Source organism: Dermabacter hominis NBRC 106157 (assembly GCF_001570785.1).
Taxonomy (GTDB): domain Bacteria; phylum Actinomycetota; class Actinomycetes; order Actinomycetales; family Dermabacteraceae; genus Dermabacter; species Dermabacter hominis.
The window spans coordinates 1-17,968 of record NZ_BCSI01000008.1; the positions used below are offsets into that span (position 1 = coordinate 1).

Sequence of the window (17,968 nt, forward strand, 5' to 3'; positions counted from 1 at the left end):
CACCCCACTCACCCCATTTTCGTGGGGCCCGCGAGGAGCTGATGTTCGCCGGAAGTTCACTCGACCTCTCGGCGCGAGTCACTAGCTTAGCAACCCTTTCCGACCCGGTCAAGTTGACTCACCGTGTTCCGTGCCACTCTTTACCGGATGCTCACCCGGGGTTCGTGCACGATCTTCACGGCGGCCACTTTCGGCCGCGGCTAGAAGTCGAATTTCTTCGGCTTCGCGAACCAACGAACAAAAACACTACGCGACCCCGCACCCCTGGTCAAGCCACTTAGGCACCCGCGTGCTCACCGCCACAATGCAAAGCGCCTGCGGCCCTTATCGAGGGGGCAGCAGGCGCTAAGTAGGCGTGTTCAGCAGCAGTTCACCGCGTGCTCAACTTGCAACTTTCACCATGGCGGCATTCTTCTTGCCGCGCCGCAGCAGCAGGTAGCCACCGGCAAGCAGGGTGTACGCGCCTAGCTCGGTCTCAAGAACGTCGACGTCGCCCGCAATCTTTTCGCCGTTAACCGAGAGGCCCCCTTCCTTGAGCGCCCTCCGCACTGCGCCGTTCGAGTTCAAAAGCTCGGTAGCTGTAAAGGCCTCGACGATGTTCGCCGTCGCGGGAAGCTCCACACACGGAAGCTCCCCTGCGATCACGGCAACCGTCGGACCATCGAGCTCACGCACATCTCCGCGCCCGAACAGCACAGAAGCCGCCGCCTTCGCTTGCGCGGTCGCTTGCTCGCCGTGGACGAGAGTCGTCATGTCGTCCGCGAGAAGTTTCTGCGCGGCACGCTCATGTGGACGCTCAGCCGTGGCAGCCTCGATCTCCGCGAGTTCTTCCGCCGGGCGGAATGTGAAGAACCTCAGGTACTTGAGGACATCGCGGTCGTCAGCTCCGAGCCAGAACTGGTGGAAGGCATACGGACTCGTGAGCTCGGGATCGAGCCACACGGCGCCGCCCTCGCTCTTACCGAACTTCGTTCCATCGGCCTTCGTCACGAGCGGGGTCGTGAGGGCATGCGTTTGCACGCCCTCGACTTTGCGGATCAGCTCTGCACCGCCAACGATGTTGCCCCACTGGTCGTTTCCGCCATACTGAAGCGTCACACCGTAGCGTCGGTACAGCTCAAGGAAGTCCATCGCTTGGAGAATCTGGTACGAGAACTCGAGGTAGCTGAGGCCTTCTTCGGAGTTCAGGCGTTTCGCGACGATTTCCTTCGACAGCATCGTGCCCATGCGGAACTGCGAGCCGTAATCGCGAAGGAAACTCAAGACGTTGAGATCCTTGGTCCAGTCGTAGTTATTGACCATCGTGACCCTGAATTCGCCTTCGGGATCGAGGAAGCGCTCAATCTGGCCGCGGAGCGACTCAACCCAGGTCGCCACGATGTCGGCCGAATTCATCTTGCGCTCGCCCGACATACGGGGATCACCCACGAGGCCCGTAGCGCCGCCGACGAGGGCGAACGGCTTGTTGCCCGCGAGCTGAAAGCGACGCATGGTGAGAATCTGTGTGAGGTGCCCAACGTGGAGGGAGGACGCGGTCGGGTCAAAACCGCAATAGAGCTTGATCGGGCCCTCGTTTGCTGCGGTGCGGATCGCCTCGATCCCGGTCGAATTCACCAGCAGGCCACGCCATTCAAGCTCGTCAACGATGTTGACCATCGTGCCTCTCCATTCCTTTCGTCAGGGCGGCTCTCACACGCCGCGCATCTTCTCCACAGTAGCGCACGCCCTCTTAGAGAGGCTTCGCGAACTCCCGCAGTTCGCTCGAGGTCACTTTTGCTTGTCGAAGCTGGGTCGCGACGCTTTTTCGCCCCGTTCCCCCTTTCGAGGAACGCGAGTCGATCGATCCGAGGGTTGTGAGAACGCCGCGCACCTCGGGCTTGAGAGAGGGCGAGACCGACGCGAGATCCTCGTCGCTCAAGTCCCACAGCTCTTCGCCTCGCGATTCTGCGAGTTGGACGCATCCGCCGGAAATCTCGTGAGCCTCGCGGAAGGGAACTCCCTGGCGCACGAGCCATTCGGCGATATCCGTTGCCAGGGCAAAACCGCGCGGCGCGAGATACGCCATTCGTTCGGTGTTGAAGGAGAGGGTACGCACCATGCCCGCGAATGCTGGCAGGAGCAATTCGAGCTGGTCGGTCTGATCGAACATCGGCTCCTTGTCTTCCTGCAGGTCGCGGTTGTAGGCAAGGGGCATCGCTTTGAGCGTTGCGAGCAGCCCGGCGAGATCGCCGATGAAGCGACCGGCCTTGCCGCGCGTAAGCTCGGCGACGTCGGGGTTCTTCTTTTGCGGCATGATCGATGATCCGGTCGAATAGGCGTCGTCCAGGGTCACGAATTCGAATTCCTTCGTGTTCCACACGATGATCTCGTCAGACAGTCGCGAAAGGTCGACTCCGAGCATCGTGAGACACCACGAGTACTCGGCGTACACATCGCGCGCGGACGTGCCGTCAATCGAGTTTTCGCTCGCCGCATCAAAACCGAGTTCGACCGCGACTGCCTCGGGGTCAAGCCCGAGTGACGATCCCGCGAGGGCGCCCGAACCGTAGGGCGAGATCGCTGCGCGCGCGTCCAGGTCACGTAGCCTCTCGACGTCGCGCATGAGCGGCCACGCGTGGGCGAGAAGGTGGTGCGCGAGTAACACGGGCTGGGCGTGTTGAAGGTGGGTGCGGCCCGGCATGGGAGCCTCGGGGTATTCCGACGCTTGCTGAATGAGCGCGTCTACGACATCGAGCGTGAGTGCCGCAATCACGCGGGCGTGGTCGCGAATATACATGCGCCCAAGGGTCGCGACTTGGTCGTTGCGTGAACGGCCCGCGCGAAGCTTCCCTCCGAGGGCCGGGCCAGCGATTTCAAGGAGGCCTCGCTCGAGGGCGGAGTGCACGTCCTCATCGCTCACGTGTGGCGTAAACTCCCCGGTTTCAACGCGCCGCCCGAGCTCGTCGAGCGCCGCGAGCATGTCGCGAAGCTCGCTCTCACTCAAGAGCCCCGCGCGTGCGAGGACGCGCGCGTGCGCCTTCGAGCCGCGCACATCGTACGGCGCGAGGCGCCAGTCGAAGTCAGTGGACTTGGAAAGGGCAGCCATGACGTCGGCCGGACCGGCAGCGAAGCGCCCGCCCCACAGGGCGACGCGTTCGACAGATTCCTCCGGCGCATCTGTGCGCGTGTGTGCCTCGTGTGTATCGTTCATGTGTCTCACTCCTCGCTAGCGCCGACGTTAGCCTCGAGGGAGGGGGCGTTGCCGAACTTTTCATCGCGAGCCGTTGCCTGCTTCGAGCCGAGACCGTAGATCTCAATGAAGCCTTTCGCATGCGATTGGTCGAAGGCGTCGCCTTCGTCGTAGGTCGCGAGATTGAAGTCGTAGAGACTGCTGTCGCTGCGGCGACCGGTAACCGTCGCGCGGCCGCCGTGCAGGCGCATGCGAACCTCGCCACTCACGTAACGCTGGGTGTCGTCGATGAAGGCCTCGAGTGAGCGCTTGAGGGGGCTAAACCACTGGCCGTCGTAGACGAGATCAGTCCAGCGGTCCTGCACCTCACGCTTGAAGCGCCCCTGCTCGCGCTCGAGGGTCACACGCTCGAGTTCGCGGTGCGCCTCGATGAGCGCCATCGCTCCCGGGGCCTCATAAATCTCGCGCGACTTGATGCCTACGAGTCGGTCCTCGACGATGTCGATGCGGCCAATTCCCTGAGCTCCAGCACGGCGGTTCATCTCTTGGATCGCTTCGAGCGGACTCACTGCACGAGAGTCGATAGCGACCGGGATGCCGCGCTCGAACGTCACGACGAGCTCATCGGCGACCGGTGGAAATGCCGGGTCATCCGTATAGTTGTACACGTCTTTCGTCGGCTCGTTCCAAATATCCTCGAGGAACCCGGTTTCGATCGCGCGTCCCCAAACGTTCTGGTCAATGGAGAACGGGTTGTGCTTCGTCGTGGTGATCGGAAGGTTGTTTTTCTCCGCGTAGTCGATTGCCTTGTCGCGAGTGAGTGCGAGGTCTCGCACGGGTGCGATGCACTGAAGTTCCGGGGCGAGCGAGGTAATTGAGACCTCGAATCGCACCTGGTCGTTACCCTTGCCGGTGCAGCCATGCGCGACGGTGCTCGCACCGTATTTCTTTGCGGCCTTCACGAGATGTTTTGCGATCACGGGGCGCGAAAGCGCGGAAACGACCGGGTACGCGTCCATGTACAAGGCGTTCGCTTTGAGAGCGGGCATGCAGTATTCGCTCGCGAACTCCTCACGTGCATCGGCGACGTATGCTTCGACGGCACCGCAGTCCAGCGCACGCTTGCGGATTACTTCGAGGTCTTCACCTCCCTGGCCAACATCCACCGCGCACGCGATGACGTCAGCGCCCGTGGCGTCGTGGATCCAGCCGATAGCCACGGATGTATCGAGACCGCCTGAGTAGGCAAGAACGATGCGTTCTGTCATGGGTTTTTCCTCCTAGGTCGAGTGGATCGGGGTGGCTCGCATCCGTGTTCTACGTGTGGTCGTCGGCTGTTATCCGGCGACCGTCGGCGAGCTCGCGCAGCGTAGACGCGAGTTCGCGCCCCTGCGCTGCGCCTCGAGCGACAATGAGGATCGTGTCGTCTCCCGCAACCGTGCCGAGGATCGAGGGCAGCACGGAGTGATCCAGTGCGCTCGCGAGATACTGTGCGGCCCCGGGCGGCGTGCGCACGACCACCAGGTTGTCGCTTGCCTCCGCGCTCACGAGCAGCTCTTCCGCGAGGCGTTGAAGCCTCGCCGCGTAGTGTTCTTGCGAGGGTGGGCGTCGCAAACTGTGAACCCGCTCGCCGCCTTCGGGAGGGAGCATGTACACGAGAGAACCGGAGCTCGAGCGCACCTTTTCGGCACGCAGCTCCACGAGGTCGCGCGACAGCGTCGCCTGGGTAACGCTCACGCCGTCTTTCTCCAAAAGCGCGAGAAGAGCGGTTTGCGATGTGACCTCGGTGCGGTTCAGGATGTCGACGATCTTGCGTTGGCGCGAGATCTTGGTCTGCGGTTGCTGCGGTTGATCGCTCATCGATGTCCTTTCATGCCGCGGGGATCCTCGCGCGGGCGGCACACCGCGCACCACCAAAGCATTTTATTGCAGTCACATGCATGACTATACATAAAGAGCCTGAGCCCCGCCGCTCAATGCAAGCGACGGGGCTCAGGCCGACTCCTTACCCGCGAGGGGCGAAGTCCTTAGGCGCGCAGCTCACCACCCACGGCCGATTCAACCGCGGCGATGGCTCGGGCACGGATCTCGTCGATCTCGGCGCCCTTGAGCGTTTTCTCATGAGGCCTAAGACGTACGGCGAATGCGAGCGACTTCTTGCCCTCAGGGACCTGGTCACCGCGATATTCGTCAAAGAGGCGAACCTCTTCCGCAACATCGCCAATCCCCACGATGAGGGCCGCACGCACGGCCTCGGCGGGCGTGTCGTCATTCACGACGAAAGCAAAATCTTCCTTGGCGATCGGGAACGTCGAGATCGGCTCCGCCGGCACCAGGGCGGGCGCGGACTCAATCACGGCTTCGAGATCAAGCTCGAACGCAGCCGCGTTCTTCGGAAGACTGAACGCCTTGATGACCGTCGGGTGAAGTTCGCCGGCAACGCCCACACGCTCCCCCTCAACGGTCGACAGGATCGCCGTGCGACCCGGGTGGAAAGCACTCGCTGTTCCCTGTTCGATCACGAGTTCAGTACCGGCAGCGGCAGCGACGCGACGCGCGAAGGCAATCGCATCGGCCCAGTCCCACGCACGCGGCTTGGTCAACGGCCCCGCAGCAGTGATGGGGCCGCCCGCCACGAGCGCAACGTGGCCATCTTGCTTCGCGAGCGAGGAAGCGATCTCCTCCAACTCGGCATCGCTGGGGCGCGAGGAAGCACTCGGCACCGGAACGCGTTCGCCTCGCTTTTCGAAAACGAGACCGGACTCGAAGACCGCAACCGAATCCTCGCCGCGCGCGAGATTGCGCTGAGCAACGGGAAGAAGAGTTTCGAGAATCGCCGTTCGCATGAGCGGTTCATCGTCAGCGAGCGGATTGAGCAGTCGCACCGCATTGCGCAGCGGAGAATCCTCCGGCAAACGAAGCTTCGCGAAAGTCTTGTCGTTCGTGAACGGGAAGCTCACGACTTCGGTCGCGCCCGCCTCGGCGAGGGCATTTGCGACGGCACGCCTCGCCCGCTGGGCGCGAGTGAGGCCGCGCCCGCCGGGGGCCGATGGCAGCCTCGACGCAATCGCGTCATAGCCCTCGAGCCGCGCAATCTCCTCGACGAGATCCTCGGGGATGCGAAGATCGCCGCGCCACGTGGGCGGAACAACCACGAGAGTTTCCTCTCCGTTGTCTCCCCCTGCGGCGGAAGATACGGTGCAGCCGATCTTCTCGAGCGATCCGACGACCTGCTCACGCGTGTATGCAACGCCCACGACGCGCTCCGCGTAGTCAAGAGGCAGCGAAATTTCGGTCGCGACCTCCTGTCCGGCGCGCGCGTGCGTTCGGTTCGAGTCAAGCGTTCCACCGCCGTACTCGACGAGGAGCTGGGCGGCACGCCGGGCTGCAACCTCCACCAGCACAGGATCGACCCCGCGCTCGCCACGCTTGCCGGCCTCGGACACGAGCTTGTGGCGGCGCGCGGTGCGCGCCTGAGTCGTCGGGTCGAAGTGCGCAGCCTCGATCACGACATCGACGGTCGAGGAGTCGACCTCGGTTTCGCTTCCGCCCATGACGCCCGCGAGCGCGACGGGACGTGCGCCATGACCACCGGTCGAGTCCGCCACCACGAGGTCCTCGGGGTGAAGCGTGCGGGCCTTGTCGTCGAGAGTCGTGAGCACCTCGCCTTGCTTAGCGCGGCGCACCACGATCGGTTCCGTAAGCTTCGCGGCATCGAACATGTGCAGCGGCTGGCCGAGATCGAGCATGACGTAGTTGCCGACGTCGACGATGAGCGAGATCGGACGCATGCCAGCGAGCGAAAGGCGCTGCTGCATCCAGCGAGGGCTAGGCGCCGAGGTGTCCACGCCGTTCACGCGCTGGGCGACATAGGAGGTCGCGCCGACGTTGCCGCGGATCGGGGCGTCATCTTCGAGGAGGACCTGAATGCCCTCACCGCTTGCCTCGGGCACCTCGACCTCAAGGGCGGGGTCGGTGAAACGCGCCCCGGTCGCGTGGGAGTACTCGCGCGCAACGCCTCGCATCGAGAAGCAGTAGCCGCGATCGGGCGTCACGTTGATTTCGACGACTTCCTCATCGAGGCCAAAAAGGGCGATCGCGTCATCGCCTGGCTTCGCTTCGATACCGTCGGCGATCCCACGGCCGAGAACGATGATGCCGTCCTCGGGATCCTCGCCGAGGCCCAGCTCGCTGGTCGAGCAGATCATGCCGTCGGAAAGGTGACCATAGGTCTTGCGTGCCGCAATCTCGAAGTTCCCGGGAAGAACTGTTCCGGGAAGCGACACCACGACGAGGTCACCCTCGACGAAGTTGTGCGCACCGCAAATGATGCCGCGGCTCGGCACTTCTTCGCCGGGCTGCGGATCTTTCGGATTGTCGAGTGCTTCATTGTGCGCGTCGCCAACGTCGACGCGGCACCAATTGACGGTCTTACCGTTTTTGTGGGTTTCCTTGACGAGGTTCAAGACGCGGCCCACGACGAGGGGCCCCGTGACCTGAGCGCCAAAGATACCTTCTTCCTCGAGGCCGACGGAGACGAGCGAGGCTGCGACAGCCTCGGCATTAGCGCCATCGGCAAGCTCAACGTGTTCGCCGAGCCATGAAAGGGGAATGCGGGGCATTGCTCAGATCTCCGTTCCGTAGTGCTGGGAGAAGCGCACGTCGCCCTCCACGATGTCGTGCATGTCCGTTACCGAGTTTCGCAGCATGAGGATGCGTTCAATTCCGAGGCCGAACGCGAAGCCGCGGTATTCACTCGGATCGATCCCGCACGCGCGAAGCACAGCGGGGTTGACCATGCCGCAGCCGCCCATTTCAATCCAGCCCGTTCCGCTGCACACGCGGCACGCGGGATCCGCATCGGCATCGAGACCGTTCTTCGCCTCGCATTTGAAGCATCGGAAGTCCATCTCGGCGCTCGGTTCGGTGAACGGGAAGTATGAAGGACGCAGACGCGTGATCGGCTTGCCGCCAAACAGGGCCTCGGCGACTTTGTCGAGCGTACCCACGAGATCCGCCATCGTCAGATCCCGGTCAATCGCGAGCCCCTCGACCTGGTTGAACACGGGGGCGTGGGTGGCATCGAGTTCATCGGTACGGAAAACTTTGCCGGGGCAGGCGATGTAGAGGGGAACGCCGCGCTCAAGCAACGTGCGCGCTTGAACGGGAGAGGTGTGCGTTCGCAGCACCTGGCCGCTTCCCTCGGGCGCAACGTAGAACGTGTCTTGCATCTGGCGCGCAGGATGGTCCTCGTCGAAGTTGAGCGCGTCGAAGTTGAACCACTCGGCTTCGATCTCTGGGCCTTCGGCGATTTCCCAACCGAGACCAACGAAGACGTCCGCGATGCGATCCTGGAGGATGCCGAGCGGGTGGCGTGCACCGCGCGGAAGCCGGTCAACTGCTGTCGTGACATCCACGCGATCCTTCGCGAGCGCCTCAGCTTCTTCCTTTTCGGCGATCTCCTTCGAGCGCGCCGCGAGTGCCTGCTGCACGCGCCCCTTGGAACCGCCGATGAGTTTGCCAGCAGCGGCCTTCTTCTCGTTGGGCAGATCCTTAATACCGCGGTTCGCGCGTGAAAGCGGGGAATCGTCCCCGACATGGGCGATGCGCACCTGCTTGATCTCGGCCGACGTCGTGGCCTCCGCAATCGCGGCGAGCGCAGAATCGACCGCGCGCGCGATCGCCTCCTCGCTCATGTCCACACTGTTCGTCACATCTGACACGAATTCTCCACATCCTCACGTTGACACAGCACGCGCGCATGCCCGCACTCGATCGCCGCTGGCATCGGATACATACGCGGGGTGCACGTTCTTTGCATTAGCAATGATACGTGGGCGATACGGTGGGGCTTGCACGCCCTCTCAGCGCAAAGCTCCGCACCTGGCGGCGCACGCGCACCCATCCGGGCGTTCACCCACGCCTTGACCGCGCGACAACAGAAAGGCTCCTCATATGCCCACGACAGTCCAAGGACTCGTCTCCTTCGCCGCACATGAACCCGCGAAACTCGTCGACATTATGATTCCCGAGCCCGGCCCGCGCGACGTGATCGTCGACGTAAACACGTGCGGGGTGTGCCACACCGATCTCGCCTACCGCAACGGAGACATCACCGACGACTACCCGTTTCTGCTCGGTCACGAGGCAACCGCAGTCGTGAGTGAGATCGGCGAGGATGTCACCCACGTCGAGGTTGGAGACACCGTCATCCTTAACTGGCGCGCCGTGTGCGGGCAGTGCCGCGCATGCAAGAAAGGTGAGCCGAAATACTGCTTCGACACCTTCAATGCCTCGAAACCGATGACCCTCACCGACGGCACCGAACTCACGGCTGCCCTCGGCATCGGCTCCTTCGCCGAAAAAACCCTCGTTCACGAACTCCAGTGCACGAAGGTCGATCCCAATGCCGATGCGGCAGCCGTCGGCCTCCTCGGATGCGGCGTCATGGCCGGAATCGGCGCGGCGCTCAACACGGGCGAGGTCCAGCGTGGTGAGTCGGTTGCAGTGATCGGCGCGGGTGGCGTCGGCCTCGCCGCCGTTGCCGGCGCAAAACTCGGGGGCGCCACCACGATCATCGCTCTCGACCTCGACGACAAGAAGTTTGACAAAGCACGCGCCCTCGGAGCCACCCACACGGTTGCCACGAAAGGGCTCGAACCCGAGGAGGTTGCCGAAAGAATCCGGGAGCTCACGGGCGGCTTTGGTGCCGACGTCGTCGTCGATGCCGTCGGTATCCCCGCCACGTACACCGCGGCCTTCTACGGGCGCGACCTCGCGGGGCGTGTTGTCCTCGTCGGCGTCCCAAACCCCACCGCCGAGATCACGCTGCCCCTGATCGACGTGTTCAGCCGGGGCGGCTCCCTCAAGAGCTCGTGGTACGGGGACTGCCTGCCCGAGCGCGACTTTCCGTACCTCGCTGACCTCTTCGCACAAGGCCGCCTACCCCTCGACGAATTTGTGAGCGAACGCATCGCGCTCACGGATGTCGAGGGCGCTTTCGAACGCATGAAGGGCGGCACCATCCTCCGCAGCGTCGTGGAAATGCCACGCGCCTAAATCCAACCCTCACGCACATCACCGAAAAAGGACTTCACCATGAACCTCCGAATCGACCATGCCGTCACCGAGGGCACATTCACCCTCGACGGCGAGACATTCGACGTCGCCAACAACGTGTGGGTCGTCGGCAACGACGAGGACTGCGTCGTGATCGACGCTCCACACGACATCGACACCATTGAAAAGCTCGTGGGCGAGCGTACGCTCCTCGCGATCCTCTTGACGCATGCCCACGACGACCACGCGCGTTTTGCCCCTGAGCTCGCCGAGCGCTTTGACGCACCGATGCTCCTGCACCCGGGCGATAAGAAGCTGTGGGCACTCACCCACGGGGATCTCGAATGGGATGCCGACCTTGAGGACGGCGACGCTTTCAGCATCGCCGACCACGAGCTCAACGTCATCCACACGCCCGGGCACTCCCCCGGGTCGGTGTGCTACCTCCTGCGCAGCACCACCGAAGGCGAGCCCGATCAGGTGTTCTCCGGCGACACACTCTTCGAAGGGGGCCCCGGCGCGACCGGACGCTCCTACAGCGACCGAGGGCAAATTGAGGACAGCATCCGCGAAAAGCTCTTTAGCCTCGACGACGCGACCATCGTTCACACGGGCCACGGCCCGGATACAACGATCGGCGCCGAGCGTGAGCGCGCGAAGGGCGACTGGCTCTAAACGCGCCTCACGCCGCAATTACCGCGAAGCGAGCTGGTCGAGGGTCTCCTCGACCAGCTCTTTTTCTCGCGCTCCATACGTGCCAGCGAAAGCGCTGAGCGCCTCTCTGCCCGGCGGCATACCGTGCGCGGCAGCACCCGCAACGCGCGCAGCGGCGACGAGCTGCGCAAAATCGAGAGCGTCCCCGAGCTCGCGCCCCGCGACCACCGCGGTCACGAGCGCCGCCACGAGCGTGTCTCCCGCCCCCGTCGCATTCGCGCGCTCGACGACAAACCCCGGCCTCTCGAGCACCTGACCGCGACCCGCATCGATCGCGACAAGCCCCTTTCGGCCACGAGACACCACGACGAGCTCCACCCGATCGGCAAGTGCGCGCGCGGCCTCGAGCGCGGAATCGGTACGTGTGTAGCGTTTGGCTTCCTCGTCATTTGGGCAAAACGCGTAGCAATGCTCGAGGTGGCGCAAGATCGCCGGATCCCACGCGCCCGAGTCGTCGTGGCCAACGTCGGCCCAGATTCGCGTGCCGCGCTCCCGCTCCCCCGCAAGCAGAGGCATGGTGTCGCGCTCGAGCGAGACCGTGAGGTGCTGCGCTTGCTCGGCAAGAACATGCTCGGTCGTCGCAAGCGGAGCGCTCGGCAGGCCCCCCGTGTAGAACATGCGATCGCCTTCGTACGGGATCGCCGCTGTACACGGAACATCCCAGCCCGCGCGCCTCACGCTCGCTCCGAGTCCCACACCGTCGGCCTCGAGCATCGGCTCGACGAGTCGGGAAATGGGCCCTTCACCAAGCTCGGTTCCGAGCGTGACGTCCATATCGAGCGCCGCCGCGGCACGCGCAACGTTTGCCGCGCCTCCAACAGCGAGGGCAACAGACTGCGTATGGCACTCCTCGCCAAGCTCCGGGAGCTGGGTGAAAGGCGTGAAAAGGACATCGAGGAACACAGGTCCCACGCATGCGAGATCACGAAGCGATAGGGTCGTTGGTGCCGCATCGTTGCAGGCTAGATTTTGATTCAGGTTCGTCACGTAAAAAGGCTATGGCGCGCACGGGCGCCCGTCAAAGACGCGAGTGCACCTGTCGCACTCGTTCACACCACACCCATGAGGAGGCCCTCACATGAAACTCACGCTGCTCGGTGGAGGAGGCTTCCGCGTCCCGCTCATGGTTCGCACGCTCCTCAAGGACAGCTCCGAACAGCGGGTTCGCGCCCTCACCCTGTGGGACGCGAACGAGGAGCGCCTGCGCACGATGGCGCGGATCGTCGAAGCTATGACCGCCTCGGTCCCCCACGCGCCGAGCGTACGCATCGCTACTGACATGCGCGATGCGGTGCGCGGAGCCGATTTCGTTTTCAGTGCGATTCGCGTCGGTGGCACCGATGGCCGCGCGCAGGACGAGCGCATCGCGCATTCGTGCGGCGTGCTCGGCCAGGAAACGACGGGCTTCGGCGGCCTGAGCTACGCACTTCGCGGTATTCCCGTGGCGAGGGCCATCGCGGAGGCAATCCGCGACGAAGCCCCAAACGCCTACCTCATCAACTTCACGAACCCCGCGGGAATCATTACCGAGGTCTCGAGCGAGATTCTCGGTGACCGCGTGATCGGCATTTGCGACTCCCCCGTGGGCCTCGCTCGCCACGCCCTCACAGCACTCGAAGATGCCGGCGAGGTCGACCCCGGCACGAGCAGCCGCATCTTCGAAACCGGCGGTCCGGTGCACATCGACTACCTGGGCCTCAACCACCTCGGTTGGGTGCACCGCATCCTCGTGAACGGCCGCGATGTTCTCCCCACGGTTCTCGAGCGCCCCGACCTCATTGAATCGTTCGAGGAGGGCAAGCTTTTCGGTGCCAAGTGGGTTCAGCACATTGGCGCGCTGCCGAACGAGTACCTGCACTACTACTACTACGCGCGCGAAGCGCGCCTTGCCGACGATCGCGCGGAAGCAACGCGCGGGATCTTCCTTGCCTCCCAGCAGGCCAATTTCTATCGCGAAGCCGCGCACCTCGACGGGCACGCGGCATTCGAGGCATGGAACCGCACGCGTGAAGAGCGCGAAGAAACGTATATGGCGACGAACCGCGAAGCCGCGGGTGGAATCGAGCGCGAGGCCGCGGACATCGAATCGGGCGGTTACGACCGCGTTGCGCTCGCCGTGATGAAGGCCCTCGCCTTCGATCAGGCGACCGAGCTGATCGTCAACACGCCCAATAGGGGCCGCATTCCGTCGCTCCCGGACGATGCCGTCGTCGAGGCTCCGTGCCGCATCGACTCTAATGGCGCGACGCCACTGGAGGTCACCCCGCTCACAGGCCACCAGCTCGCCCTCGTCACCCAGGTCAAGAACGCCGAGCGCACCGTGATCGCTGCTTCCCGCGAGGGAAGCGCCGATCTGGCCGTCGAGGCGTTCTTCTCCCACCCGCTCGTCGACGGCGTCGGTGTCGCGCGCGAGCTGCTCGAGAAGGCCAAAGAGAGCTTCGCCGAGGACCTCGCCTACCTCCGCTGAGCGGAATCAGACTCATCGCCTACGTGCGTGCCCTCGCCATCCTGTAGGGCACGCAAGTAGGCGTTGTAGTTTTCGAGCTCAGCTCCTCCGTCGCGCTCCGCCTTGCGGTCATAGTTACGGGCCGCCCTCTCTTCGCTGCGCGACCACTGGATTCCCGCGATGAGGGCATAGAACGCCGTGGGGACCTCGCTGATACCCCACATGATCGAGCCGCCCGCAAATTGCTGACGCTCAAGTTCAGCGCGCGGGAACATATTGAGAAGCGTGTACCAATCTCCGCCGATGAGCCAGGTCGCGCTCACGACAGCGATGCCAAAGAAGGCGTGGAACGTGAGCGTAACAAGCAGCGTGACGAGCTTGAGCACGGGGCTTATGGGCTTTTGGGCGGGGTCGATGCCGATAATCACCCACGCAAACAGGTAGCCCGCAAGGAGGAAGTGGACGGTCATGAGGAGGTGACCGACGTGTTCGAACATCGCCCACGTGAAAAACGGGGTGAAATAAAACAGCACGAGCGAGCCCGCGAAGAGGAAACCGGCAATCGGCGGGCTTGAGACGACGGCCGCGTAGCGCGTGTGAAGGATCGCGAGGATCCACTCGCGCATGCCGCGCGAGCCGTCGCTCCTGGGCGTCGCGGCCCGGCTGAGCATCGTGACCGGCGCGCCGAGTACGAGAAGCGGCGGGACAATAACCATGAGCGCCATGTGCTGGGTCATGTGGGCATCGAAACGCACGCGCCCGAACGCGGCCGCACCACCGCTCATCACCCAGAAAAGTGCGAGACACCCCGCAAGCCAGAAGATCGTGCGCGAGAGCGGCCAGTGGTCTCCGCGTGTACGCAGACGGGCCAGCCCCATGATGTAGAGCACGGCAAAGAGAGCAGCAACGCCCGTGAACATCCAGTCCATCTGCCATACGGTGATGAGGCTCAGGAGGGAGAACTCGCCGCTCGGAGGCTCGTATCCCACGAGAGAAAGTACGCGATAGGTCTCGGGCGGCACGTACTGAGGTACCGGCGGCTGGGAACGGCCGAGGGCACTCGAGGCGCCGAGAATGACGGCAGCAATAAGCACCTCCACGCGCGCGAGGCGGGCGAAGGCGCGGCGGGCTGCGCGCTCGGCATGCGCGTGGGCCGGTCCGACGGTTCCCTTCATCCTGTCGCCGCGCGCGACGGAGGTGTAGGTATTCACAAGCGGGGTGAGCGCGCGGCGCCGTTGCGCGTACCCAATCGCGGCGATGGCAACCGTAAGCAGGGCCTTGAGAAGCACGAGCCATCCGTAGCGAGTGGTGACGAATTGCGCGGGGTTTTCCAGCCGGATCGCGGCGTTGATGATCCCGGAATAGACGAGCGCGAGGATGGCAAAGAGAGCCCACGGGCTATAGCGCTTGAGCCACGTTGCGAGAGTCGCGGTATCGGTTCGGTGTGCTTCGGCAAGAAACACGAGGAGCGGACCGAGCCACGTGAGAACGCCAAGGAGGTGCGCGATCATGGCGTTGACGGCGTTGAGGTGGTCGGTCGAGTTGCCGGCGTGCCCGAGGAACCCGAGGGCGATGACACTCAGGGCAAGCAGGGCGGTCAGCCACCCTGCTCCGCGCAGGTGCCTCGTGAGGGCGCCGATCCCCGCGGATAGGAGGGCGAAGACGAGGGCCCACACGGTGGCGCGCCCCAGGTCGGTCCTCCATATGAAGTAGCCGAGCTGCTGAGGGGACATCGAGCCCCGCGCGTTGGCGTACGTGAGATAGGTGCCGAGCGCGAGGAGCAGCGCGTAGCCGAGGGTGAAGAGTACGGCGAGCCGGCGCTGCCGATCCTGCACACCGCTCAGACGAGGGCTCTTATGGCCGCGCGTGCGGCCGCTGCCCGGCTGAAAGAGGCTCAGCGTGAGTGCATAGCCAAAGGCGAGGGCAAGCGCGAGGTATTCGGCGCATTTGACGGCAACGACAAGGTCGTTGGTAAGGGTGCCAAACGTGCTCGCAAGCGGTCCGTTTGCTTCACCGGTGAGGGTGAGACCAAGGACCGCCGCGAGGCCACCGGCAACAATGACGAGAACGCTCAGGGGCAAGAGAGTGCGCGAGAGTCCTTTCACCACGCACCTGCTCGTGCGCGCGCCGACTCGAACAGGCACAGGGTTGTGGCGGTTGCAAGGTTGAGGGATTCGGCGCTCCCGTAAATCGGGATGGCCACGCGAGTATCGGCCGCCTCGAGTGTTGCCTCGTCAAGACCGTGGGCCTCGTTGCCCATGAGCCACGCGAGGCGCTCGGGTGGAGTCCAGTCAAATAGATTCTGCGCGCCTCGCGGGCTGGTCGCCGCCGTTGCGATGTTGCGAGAGCGCAGCGCATCGAGGAGTTCACCCATGGGGACCTTGCGGGCAAAAGGAACGTGAAAGAGGCTTCCGGCACTTGCGCGTACAACCTTGGGCGCGAGCGGGTCGACGGAGCCCTCGGAAAAGAACACGGCGTGGGCACCGGAGGCGTCGGCCGTGCGCATGACGAGCCCGGCGTTACCGGGGTCCTGAAGGCGCTCGCACACGACGATCGTCACGGGCCCCGTCCCCTGGGCATCGAGCAGATCACGCCAGTCACGCTCCACACTTCGCGCAACGGCGATGGCACCCTGAGGATTTGTGACGCTCTGATGGCCCTGCTCGCGCACCATGGCCTCAATGACGTCGGGGGTGACGAGGCGCGGGCGCGCGCCGACCGTTTCAGCAAGCTGCTCGAGCTCCGGATGTGCGTCGCGCGCTTTTGTCGTCAGGTAGAGCTCGTCGAGGATGCCGCCCCGCCCCTCGGCTCGGTCGCGAGCTTCGCGTTCGAGGAGCGCGCGTACCGCTTGGGGGCCCTCCACCCGGAATCGACCTTCGCGCTGACGCACTGAGCGCCCGGAAAGGGCGGCGATTTTTCCGACCCGCGCACTTCGCGGCGTCAGCATCGCACCCTCCGGGCGCTCAGAGTGTGTCATTGGGTAGATCAGGCTACCGGTGCGTTGACGTCCTTCGGGAGGGCGTTCTTCGCGATGGTCACGAGCTGGGCGAACGCAGCCGAGTCGTTCACGGCGAGTTCGGCGAGCATACGGCGATCAACCTCGACACCCGCGAGGCCGAGACCCTGGATGAAGCGGTTGTAGGTCATGCCGTTGGCGCGTGCCGCAGCATTGATGCGCTGGATCCAGAGGCGACGGAAGTCGCTCTTGCGAACCTTGCGGTCGCGGTAGCTGTAGGTACCCGAGTGGAGCACCTGCTCCTTCGCCTTGCGGTACAGGCGCGAGCGCTGACCGCTGTAACCGGAGGCCTGTTCGAGGATCTCCCTGCGCTTTTTCTTGGCGTTGACCGCCCTTTTCACGCGTGCCACGTGATTCTCCTTTGGTCGAAATGAAAAGTCTTATGGGGTGCTGAAAACTCAGCGGCCAAGCATGCGCTTGAGGTTCTTGACGTCGCTCTTGGCAACGTCGGTCACGCCGGCGAGGCGGCGCTTGTGGCGCGAGGTCTTGGCCTCGGCCTTGTGGTACGCGTTTGCGCGTTGGCGCTGCAGCTTGCCGGAGCCGGTGATGCGGATGCGCTTCTTCGCACCGGAGTGCGTCTTGTTCTTCGGCATAGTGCCTGTTCTCCTTCTGATTAAGCGCCCTATTCGGCGCTGGCTTCCTTCGCTGCGGCCTTTTCCGCATCGCTCTTGCGCTTGCGGGCTTCGGCGCGAGCCTGGGACTTCTTCTTGTGCGGCCCGAGCACCATGACCATCGTGCGGCCATCGACGCGCGGGTGGGATTCGACGAAGCCTGCTTCAGCGACGTCTTCAGCCATTCGCTGCATGAGCTTCATGCCCATTTCGGGGCGCGACTGCTCACGGCCGCGGAATCGAATCATGACCTTGACCTTGTCGCCACCGTTGAGGAACTTCTCGACGTTGCGCTTCTTGGTCTCGTAGTCGTGCGTGTCAATCTTGAGGCCCATGCGAATTTCCTTCTGCTGGGCATTGACCTGGTTCTTGCGCGCCTCGCGAGCTTTGAGCTTCGCTTCGTATTTGAACTTTCCGTAGTCCATGAGGCGTGCGACCGGTGGGTTCGCACCCGGAGCAACCTCGACGAGGTCGAGATCGGCTTCGTTCGCGAGCCGCAACGCGTCTTCGATACGGACTTCCCCGACCTGTTCACCGTTGGGCCCCACAAGAAGGACCTTGGGCGAGCGGATCTGCCCGTTGATTCGCTGTTCGCTGATGACTGCTCCTCACACAATAGAAATGCCTGGAACATCAAAAAGGCCCCCGTGCATGCGGAGGCCCAACTCGCGCGAGGGTGCGCGAGTCTCGTACTGACCCGGCAGCCTCGGCCGCTCGGGTGGGAGTGGGCTCCACTTGTAAGGGAACGCGAATGTTCCGAACAACAACGTTAGCAGGCGGCGCGATTGTGCGGAAGGGGTGGCCGCGCCCGTGTGGCAGGCCTTACAAGCCCGACGCCACCCATCCCCTACGACTTTCCCGTTCGCCTCACTTCTCACACATCACCAATTAAGAAATCCTGATTTTGCATAATCGGCGCGGCCTCTGTAAGGATAGGGCAGCCTTACCTCAGT

The 17,968-nt window shown here is 63.9% G+C and carries 15 protein-coding genes; 3 read left to right on the forward strand and 12 right to left on the reverse strand.

The annotated features are described in order from the left end of the window. Positions 1-381: 381 nt before the first annotated feature. From tyrS to pheS, 6 genes are all read right to left on the reverse strand, one after another. Positions 382-1,656 (reverse strand): tyrosine--tRNA ligase, encoded by a 1,275-nt coding sequence (tyrS, locus tag DEHOM01_RS07565; protein WP_061212214.1) that lies wholly within the window; start codon positions 1,654-1,656, stop codon positions 382-384. 73 nt (positions 1,657-1,729) lie between these two features. After that, on the reverse strand, positions 1,730-3,190 hold the full coding sequence (argH, locus tag DEHOM01_RS07570; RefSeq protein ID WP_061212215.1) for an argininosuccinate lyase: 1,461 nt from the start codon (positions 3,188-3,190) through the stop codon (positions 1,730-1,732). A gap of 5 nt (positions 3,191-3,195) precedes the next feature. Continuing rightward, on the reverse strand, positions 3,196-4,437 hold the full coding sequence (locus tag DEHOM01_RS07575) for an argininosuccinate synthase (RefSeq protein ID WP_061212216.1): 1,242 nt from the start codon (positions 4,435-4,437) through the stop codon (positions 3,196-3,198). A gap of 49 nt (positions 4,438-4,486) precedes the next feature. Further along, on the reverse strand, positions 4,487-5,029 hold the full coding sequence (locus tag DEHOM01_RS07580; RefSeq protein ID WP_061212217.1) for an arginine repressor: 543 nt from the start codon (positions 5,027-5,029) through the stop codon (positions 4,487-4,489). Between the two features lie 167 nt (positions 5,030-5,196). Continuing rightward, positions 5,197-7,791 (reverse strand): phenylalanine--tRNA ligase subunit beta, encoded by a 2,595-nt coding sequence (pheT, locus tag DEHOM01_RS07585; RefSeq protein ID WP_061212218.1) that lies wholly within the window; start codon positions 7,789-7,791, stop codon positions 5,197-5,199. 3 nt (positions 7,792-7,794) lie between these two features. Beyond that, entirely contained in the window at positions 7,795-8,865 is a 1,071-nt protein-coding gene (gene pheS, locus DEHOM01_RS07590; protein ID WP_034374040.1) for a phenylalanine--tRNA ligase subunit alpha, read from the reverse strand. A 259-nt stretch (positions 8,866-9,124) separates the two neighbouring features. On the opposite strand from pheS, the gene DEHOM01_RS07595 reads away from it, so the two are divergent. After that, entirely contained in the window at positions 9,125-10,228 is a 1,104-nt protein-coding gene (locus tag DEHOM01_RS07595; RefSeq protein WP_061212219.1) for an S-(hydroxymethyl)mycothiol dehydrogenase, read from the forward strand. 39 nt (positions 10,229-10,267) lie between these two features. Further along, positions 10,268-10,903: an MBL fold metallo-hydrolase gene (locus tag DEHOM01_RS07600; protein WP_061212220.1), complete on the forward strand. Its 636-nt coding sequence runs from the start codon at positions 10,268-10,270 to the stop codon at positions 10,901-10,903. A gap of 18 nt (positions 10,904-10,921) precedes the next feature. Here DEHOM01_RS07600 and DEHOM01_RS07605 read toward each other — a convergent pair whose 3' ends face one another. Then, positions 10,922-11,929, reverse strand: a complete 1,008-nt coding sequence (locus DEHOM01_RS07605; protein WP_082738790.1) for a carbohydrate kinase family protein — start codon at positions 11,927-11,929, stop codon at positions 10,922-10,924. Positions 11,930-12,020: 91 nt separating this feature from the next. Here DEHOM01_RS07605 and DEHOM01_RS07610 point away from each other — a divergent pair, with 91 nt between their 5' ends. Continuing rightward, entirely contained in the window at positions 12,021-13,409 is a 1,389-nt protein-coding gene (locus DEHOM01_RS07610; protein WP_061212222.1) for a family 4 glycosyl hydrolase, read from the forward strand. Here DEHOM01_RS07610 and DEHOM01_RS07615 read toward each other — a convergent pair. The 5 genes from DEHOM01_RS07615 to infC are packed head-to-tail and all read right to left on the reverse strand — an operon-like array spanning position 13,397 to position 17,614. After that, a complete protein-coding gene (locus tag DEHOM01_RS07615) occupies positions 13,397-15,496 on the reverse strand; it encodes a bifunctional copper resistance protein CopD/cytochrome c oxidase assembly protein (RefSeq protein WP_061212223.1) in 2,100 nt (699 codons plus the stop codon). The two genes, DEHOM01_RS07610 and DEHOM01_RS07615, sit on opposite strands and share 13 nt — an antisense overlap. Next, complete coding sequence (locus tag DEHOM01_RS07620; protein ID WP_061212224.1) at positions 15,490-16,365, reverse strand: TrmH family RNA methyltransferase; 876 nt, start codon at positions 16,363-16,365, stop codon at positions 15,490-15,492. The genes DEHOM01_RS07615 and DEHOM01_RS07620 overlap by 7 nt, the downstream gene beginning before the upstream one ends. An 8-nt stretch (positions 16,366-16,373) precedes the next feature. Further along, the gene (gene rplT, locus DEHOM01_RS07625) at positions 16,374-16,754 is read right to left on the reverse strand and encodes a 50S ribosomal protein L20 (RefSeq protein ID WP_016662963.1); all 381 of its coding nucleotides are present in this window, start codon (positions 16,752-16,754) and stop codon (positions 16,374-16,376) included. A gap of 48 nt (positions 16,755-16,802) precedes the next feature. Next, positions 16,803-16,997, reverse strand: a complete 195-nt coding sequence (gene rpmI, locus DEHOM01_RS07630; protein WP_016662964.1) for a 50S ribosomal protein L35 — start codon at positions 16,995-16,997, stop codon at positions 16,803-16,805. A 29-nt stretch (positions 16,998-17,026) separates the two neighbouring features. Then, a complete protein-coding gene (gene infC / locus DEHOM01_RS07635; protein ID WP_051120580.1) occupies positions 17,027-17,614 on the reverse strand; it encodes a translation initiation factor IF-3 in 588 nt (195 codons plus the stop codon). Between the last annotated feature and the right edge of the window lie 354 nt (positions 17,615-17,968).

Bases quoted from the DNA above. Each gene is read 5' to 3' on its own strand.
- tyrS (WP_061212214.1), bottom strand. From the start codon at position 1,656: ATGGTCAACATCGTTGACGAGCTTGAATGGCGTGGCCTGCTGGTGAAT.
- argH (WP_061212215.1), bottom strand. From the start codon at position 3,190: ATGAACGATACACACGAGGCACACACGCGCACAGATGCGCCGGAGGAA.
- DEHOM01_RS07575 (WP_061212216.1), bottom strand. From the start codon at position 4,437: ATGACAGAACGCATCGTTCTTGCCTACTCAGGCGGTCTCGATACATCC.
- DEHOM01_RS07580 (WP_061212217.1), bottom strand. From the start codon at position 5,029: ATGAGCGATCAACCGCAGCAACCGCAGACCAAGATCTCGCGCCAACGC.
- pheT (WP_061212218.1), bottom strand. From the start codon at position 7,791: ATGCCCCGCATTCCCCTTTCATGGCTCGGCGAACACGTTGAGCTTGCC.
- pheS (WP_034374040.1), bottom strand. From the start codon at position 8,865: ATGAGCGAGGAGGCGATCGCGCGCGCGGTCGATTCTGCGCTCGCCGCG.
- DEHOM01_RS07595 (WP_061212219.1), top strand. From the start codon at position 9,125: ATGCCCACGACAGTCCAAGGACTCGTCTCCTTCGCCGCACATGAACCC.
- DEHOM01_RS07600 (WP_061212220.1), top strand. From the start codon at position 10,268: ATGAACCTCCGAATCGACCATGCCGTCACCGAGGGCACATTCACCCTC.
- DEHOM01_RS07610 (WP_061212222.1), top strand. From the start codon at position 12,021: ATGAAACTCACGCTGCTCGGTGGAGGAGGCTTCCGCGTCCCGCTCATG.
- DEHOM01_RS07620 (WP_061212224.1), bottom strand. From the start codon at position 16,365: ATGACACACTCTGAGCGCCCGGAGGGTGCGATGCTGACGCCGCGAAGT.
- rpmI (WP_016662964.1), bottom strand. From the start codon at position 16,997: ATGCCGAAGAACAAGACGCACTCCGGTGCGAAGAAGCGCATCCGCATC.